The 5663-nt window shown below is 60.5% G+C and carries 6 protein-coding genes and 1 pseudogene; 2 read left to right on the plus strand and 5 right to left on the minus strand.

Annotation, left to right across the window (positions count from 1 at the left end; all coding sequences use genetic code 11):
• The first annotated feature begins 445 nt into the window (after positions 1 to 445).
• Entirely contained in the window at positions 446 to 1036 is a 591-nt protein-coding gene (locus AADX97_RS28415) for a DUF3782 domain-containing protein (protein WP_374237409.1), read from the plus strand.
• Positions 1037 to 1048: 12 nt separating this feature from the next.
• Here AADX97_RS28415 and AADX97_RS28420 read toward each other — a convergent pair.
• The 5 genes and pseudogenes from AADX97_RS28420 to AADX97_RS28440 all read right to left on the minus strand — a co-directional run.
• Positions 1049 to 1519, minus strand: a pseudogene (locus AADX97_RS28420) (Rpn family recombination-promoting nuclease/putative transposase); the annotation flags it as partial.
• 10 nt (positions 1520 to 1529) lie between these two features.
• On the minus strand, positions 1530 to 1901 hold the full coding sequence (locus tag AADX97_RS28425) for a DUF5615 family PIN-like protein (RefSeq protein WP_374237411.1): 372 nt from the start codon (positions 1899 to 1901) through the stop codon (positions 1530 to 1532).
• The gene (locus AADX97_RS28430) at positions 1898 to 2131 is read right to left on the minus strand and encodes a DUF433 domain-containing protein (protein WP_374237412.1); all 234 of its coding nucleotides are present in this window, start codon (positions 2129 to 2131) and stop codon (positions 1898 to 1900) included. The genes AADX97_RS28425 and AADX97_RS28430 overlap by 4 nt, the downstream gene beginning before the upstream one ends.
• Positions 2132 to 2513: 382 nt before the next feature.
• Positions 2514 to 3224, minus strand: a complete 711-nt coding sequence (locus AADX97_RS28435; RefSeq protein ID WP_374237413.1) for a PD-(D/E)XK nuclease family transposase — start codon at positions 3222 to 3224, stop codon at positions 2514 to 2516.
• Positions 3225 to 3529: 305 nt separating this feature from the next.
• Positions 3530 to 4030: a helix-turn-helix transcriptional regulator gene (locus tag AADX97_RS28440; protein WP_374237414.1), complete on the minus strand. Its 501-nt coding sequence runs from the start codon at positions 4028 to 4030 to the stop codon at positions 3530 to 3532.
• A gap of 329 nt (positions 4031 to 4359) precedes the next feature.
• Between AADX97_RS28440 and AADX97_RS28445 the strand changes: the two genes are divergently transcribed.
• Positions 4360 to 5663, plus strand: a 1304-nt coding sequence (locus tag AADX97_RS28445) for a hypothetical protein (RefSeq protein ID WP_374239356.1), incomplete at its 3' end; no start/stop codon positions are given.

A 5663-nucleotide genomic window follows, 5' to 3' on the forward strand; every position in this document is an offset into this window, starting at 1 on the left:
ATCATGTTCTTGAAGTTCTGGTCGTGGCTCATGGCGGAGCGGTGCGGCATGGCGAGATGGATGATTGCAAGAATTACACGGATCGCATGCGCGTTCCAGGTGTTGAATCCCCGCAAGGCGGGCATCGGTGTCAGGTCTTGACTTGTGCCTTGAGGCTAAGTGCGTAGGTTGTGCCGAGCTTGCGAGGCACAACGCACCGCCGGCGGTGTTGCGGGAAAAGGGGCCAGGTTCAGGTTCAAATAACGCTCAACTTAAGGTTGGCCCCCTGTGGCTCGGACTTCAGTCCGACCTGCTCTCGGCGTCATCCCGCAGCGCGATTGGTTCAGGAGCGCGACCTCGGCGAACGCGGCCTCTTTGGGTGCTGAATGGGGAGATCACCGACGGCATGAATACCGTTCAGTGTATACTGCGGAGTCTAAATCGTCGCATCAACGCGAAGGTACTCATGATGACCACAACAGCGGAGGAGATTTGGGGCTTGTTGCGGGAGTTGGCTAAATCGCAGCAAGAGACCGACCGGAGTATGCAGGAAACCGATCGGCGCATGCAGGAAACCGATCGGCGTATGAAAGACACCGATCGCCAAATCAAAGAGCTCGGAAAACAGATTGGTGGACTAGGCGAGAAGTTCGGCAGTTTCACCGAAGGCTTGGCGTTGCCCTCGATGGAAAGCATCCTGCGTACGCGCTTCGGCATGGAAGTGGTGAGCCCCAGCGTGCGCGTCACGAAAGATGGCCGGCACCTGGAAATCGATGTGCTCTCCTATGCCAACGGCCCGATCAATGCGGCTTATGTTGTGGAGGTGAAGAGCCACGCGCGCGAGGAGTCGATCGCCCAAATGAAGGCGTTGCTGACACGTTTTCGGCAGTTCTTTCCCGAGCACGGCGACAAGCGGCTCTACGGCATTCTCGCCGCCGTCGATCTCTCGGCCGATCTGCGCGAGCGGGCGCTGCGGGAAGGCTTCTATGTGGCCCGCATCCATGATCAGGTCTTCGAGCTCGACGTCCCCGCGGATTTTCAGCCGATCGCGTATTGACCGACAGCGGCTCAGGCTGCTCATGGCCTGCCTCATGATGGGATGCTGCATCCATTCGGGGAGATGCTCGGGATCGAGTTGTTCACCGTCCTTGAGGAAGTTTAGCCAACGTTCGGCCTCTGTTTCGACCCGTGGGATCTGAAGTTGACTCAACTCGAAGAGCCGGATAACCCCGTGGTCGACGAGCCGGCGCCCCTGGTCGTCGCGCAGACAGTAGCGGTGAGCATACTCCGGTCGCTCGGCGAAGAGGGTCTGATCGAGAATCCAGATCACGTATGTGGGCTGGAGCGCGCCGTAGTCCTGGCCGCTTTGCAGCTGCTGGCTGTAGAGATCGGCCCGGGCATAGAGGATACGGGGCGCCAGATCCGGGAAGACGAGGAGTTGGATCTCCACCTGAAAGACCCGGCGGGCCGTGTCGCGGGCCTTGACGTCGACGATGGTGAGCTTGTCGTCGAGGGTCTCGCGCTCGTTGTAGGGGCTCAGGGCCCGTACTTCACGGCTGCAGCGGCAAGCGACGGAGACGGATCGTGCGTTCGGTCACTGTCACCATTGCCCCGCGCTTGAGCTCATCGCCGACTTTCGCGAGGACTTGAAGGATCAATACGGCCACTTCAAGACCGCGCAGCCCTTCTCGGCGAATGCGAATCGTGGATGGAGTGCTCGCGCCACTGATGACCAGCAGCGCATGAAAATCCGCATCCAGAGTGACGATCAGTTGCCCACGACTTCGCGCAAACGCAATGATGTCCTCGTCGGATGCGCGATCAAGACCAATGTCGGCGACATGGTCAACGATCATGCCGTGGTCTCGGAGGTGTCGAACCGTGCTGCGAGGCAAACCCTGATCCAGAAGCAATTTTATCACGCGACGTCCAACATGAGGATCTGATCGTCGAGGCTGATGGCCGCAAATTCCAACGCTTGCCGGATGTCCTCGTCGTCGATTTCCGGATAGTCCTGTTTCAGATCGTCGCGGTCCGGATAAGCGGCCACGGCTTCAACCACGCGGCGAACGGTCAGTCTCATACCGCGGATACAGGGCTGTCCGTTCATCAAGGCGGGGTTGATGGTGATTCGATCAAATGCTGTGTTCATGGCTTGCCTCCTAAAGGGGACAGATCTATTTTCCATGCACGTGGTGCGACTCACGGGGAAAAGGGGTCAGGTTCAAATAACGCTCAACTTAGGTGATTTCCGCAAACTTCCATACCCGTAGGTTGTGCTGACGATAGGAGGCACAACTTGCGCCGACGGTTGGTTGTGCCTCGCACGGCTCGGCACAACCTACGCCCTTGGCATGAAGGTTTCCGGAGTTCGCCTTAAGGTCGGCCCCCTGTGGGTCGGAATTCAGTCCGACCTGCTCTCGGCGTCTTCCCGCAGCGCGGGTGTCGCGCTCGACGCCGAGCGCCGGGTGGCCTGAGACGGCGTTGTCGGGCTGAAAAGCCCGACCCACTTCAGGCGTCGTGATCGCAGGCAGTCAGGCGTCGCGCGATTGGTTCAGGAGCGCCTTCAGGCGCGCGACCTCGGCGAGTGCGGCTTCTTTGGCTTGTCGCTCTGCCTCCTTGGCTTGTCGCTCTGCCTCGTTGGCTCGAAGCGCTGCCTCGTTGGCTTGAAGTGCTTCCTCCTTGGCTTGTCGTTCCGATTCCTTGGCAGCTCGCTCTTTCTCGAGCTCCTGTTGGATGGAGCGCTGTTGGCGCCAGAACTCTTGACGCGCCTGGTACTGGTGATAGGCGCGTTCTTTCTCGGAGAAGGCGGTCAAGGTGCTCATGGCTTGCCTCATCACAGGGGTTTGCATCCAATTGGGGAGCTTCTCGTCATCGAGGGTTTCAGCCTCGTTGAAGAATTTCAGCCAGCGTTCTTGCTCGGTTTCGACCTGTTGGATGGCCGCTTTGTTCAGCTCGAAGATCCAGATGCCGCCGTGGTCGATCAGCGCCTGTCCCCGATCATCGCGCATCCGGTAGCGGTGCGCATAGTCCGGCGTGTCGTCGCGTAGGGTCTGGTCGAGCAGCCAGATCGCATAGGTCGGTTTGAGGATGTTGTAGTCTTGGCCGCGACGCAGTTGCCGGCGGTACAGGTCCGCCCAGCCGTAGAGCATGCGTGCGGTCAGATCCGCATGCTCTGCAGGAGAAACCGGGGACGTACCACGGTCATCGCGATCGGTGGGGGATGGCGCGATGGATGTCTGCAAGAATTACACGGATCGCATGCGCGTTCCAGGTTTTGCATCGCCGCAAGGTGGGCTTGCAAAGAGAGCGAAAGGGCCTGGAGGTGGAACCGCTGTACCAGATGAGCTTGTCGTGAGTGGTTTCCTGCGGGTTGCAGGGATCGAGGATCTGCACCTCGACCACCGGACTGGCGAGCGTCTCGGTCAGCATTGCGTTGAGAAAGTAAGCGGCGACATCGCGGACGTGTTTAGGCGAATGGCTGGAAGCGACGCATGGGGTTGTCGCGAAGCGGCAACACCCTGGGATCGACGACTTGCAGTCGTCTTCGTCAGATGGCGCCGGCGCGCCACGGCACACGGCCGATGATCTGAACGTGGCGGTCACGGTCGGCGAGGGGAACCAGCTCGTCCGGATAGCGGGCCTGATCTTCGCAGCGCAAGATGAGTGAGCCGTCATAGCGCAGGTCAATCCGCCGAGATCGCACGGCTCCACCATAACGGACGACGAAGATGGCCCCGTCAGCGATCTCGCGATCGTTCAAGTCGACGACGAGTAGATCGCCATGCCGGATCAGGGGCGCCATGGTGTCGCCTTGGGCTTCGAGCAACGCGAAATTCTCGGTGCACACCCTTGTCCGTGCGATCCATGGCTCCGAACAGGTTGGCGCTGCGCCTGAATCATCGATCGACAGCGTCCCCGTGGCCGGATCAACGGCAAGCCGGCGTTGCGGCAACCGGAGCCATCGACCGCCTGCCGGATAGCCTGTTGCGGATTCTGGGATCCTGGGGTGCTGCGCGGACCCTTCCAGCGGTGTCGGCGCGAGCACCACGGAGTCATCCTCGGACAGGAGGTCGTCCAGTGTCCAACCGAGCGCTTCCGCGACCCGCTTTTGCTTGGTGCGGGGAATGCGGCGAGCCTTCCAGTTGTTGATGTCCTGACTTCGTTATGCTTATTTCGCAAAACACCTTGTTTATTGACGGTTTAGATAGGCGCCTTAGACTTCCCCCCATGATTAACTGGTTGTCTGTCGTGAACGAAACTCGGCCCCCAGCGATGGAATGGGTTTCGGCGCTTCAGCGACGAAGGCGCAGCGGCTCCATCCCGACATCACTGTAGACCGGTCATGTCGCGGCAATCACCACAGGCAAAGAGGACATCATGGGCGTCTATATTTATCTGACGATCGATGCGGACCGGATCGACGCGACCGAATGGAAGCACTTTTACGGTGAGGCGCGCGACTTTTTGACGGCCCATCCCGACGGCATCCTCGGACTGCGCGGGGAGTCGATCGCGGGCGCCGAGCGTGCTGTCCTGTCGCGCCGCATTGAATGCGAACAGGATGATCCGTTGCACCGGCATCTGCATGTCTGCGGTGATCTGAATTCATTGATGACCGCCGAAGGCTTCGTGCTCTACGAGGACATTGGACACTATCAGGCCAATCGGGCCAATCGGGCTTTTCGGGGCGATCGGGCTTCGGATAATGGTGCGGATTTCCTGAGCCGGGCGTTGGCCAGAAACGATGGCGACTTCGTCTTCTGCGCGAAGACTCAGGGACAGCCCTACCACTTCGCAATCCTGGCCGTTGCCATCCTCTGCGAGTGGCGATTCCCCGAACGGGCTCTGGTCAATGGGAATATCAACGCAGCCCAATGTGCCGAGTCTATCGCGATGCTGGCCGAGCACTCCGGGATTCGACCTCCGCTTCCCCTCTTGTTCAATGTGGATCGCCTCTGCTCGGCCTTGGTTGCGCCGGATCCGAGCGTCGAGTCGATCGGGCGTTACCTCGACATCGTGATCGACCCCGAGGATGCCCTGAGTGTGTTGCACAAGCGGATCGCCCCGGACATCCTCCTGGAATGGCTGGCGCGCGAAGCCGCTACGTCTGACGGCAATGTCACGCTCGGCGTCACACGAACCTTCAGAACCTGGGTCGAAGGCACGCAGGATCTCGACGGATTGATCCAGGCGGCCTGTCTCAATCATGCCGGGCCGAGGTGGACGCCCGCTCAAATCACCTCCACTTTGGTCGCGACGGGGGTCACGCGGGAACCGGAACCGATCGACGGACTCGATCGACTGGACCGACCTGACGCCGTGCCGTCCAGCGTCTATTCGCAGTTTGGGAACGTCATCCTGGACATGGCCGGCCTGAGTGCGCGCAACTGTCGAGACCGCTTGGGCGCGGATGCTGTGGTCGCCTGTTTGCGGAAGCACTTCCCGGATGAGGCCGAAGACTGTGCGCAGATCATCGAGCGCGAGACCGCTCCACTGACGCAGAATCTGCGAGGACTCGGGCAATGGGCCGAACGGACCGCCCGGGCTTCAGAGCGGGACCTGGAAAGCGGCGACGGCGAATCCTTCGTGCGTTATCGGCCCGGTGATGTGCTCTCGACCGCGCAAGAGGCGATGTTGAGGGAGCTCGCGACGGGGCTTGCGTCAAGCTGGGCGTCATGGCG

Origin of the sequence: Thiocapsa sp. C2-2m, assembly GCF_041903745.1 — a bacterium.
GTDB lineage: Bacteria > Pseudomonadota > Gammaproteobacteria > Chromatiales > Chromatiaceae > Thiocapsa > Thiocapsa roseilacustris.

What these genes read in the sequence shown, in the direction of transcription:
- AADX97_RS28415 (WP_374237409.1), top strand. Translation starts at nt 446, where the DNA reads ATGATGACCACAACAGCGGAGGAGATTTGGGGCTTGTTGCGGGAGTTG.
- AADX97_RS28430 (WP_374237412.1), bottom strand. Translation starts at nt 2,131, where the DNA reads ATGAACACAGCATTTGATCGAATCACCATCAACCCCGCCTTGATGAAC.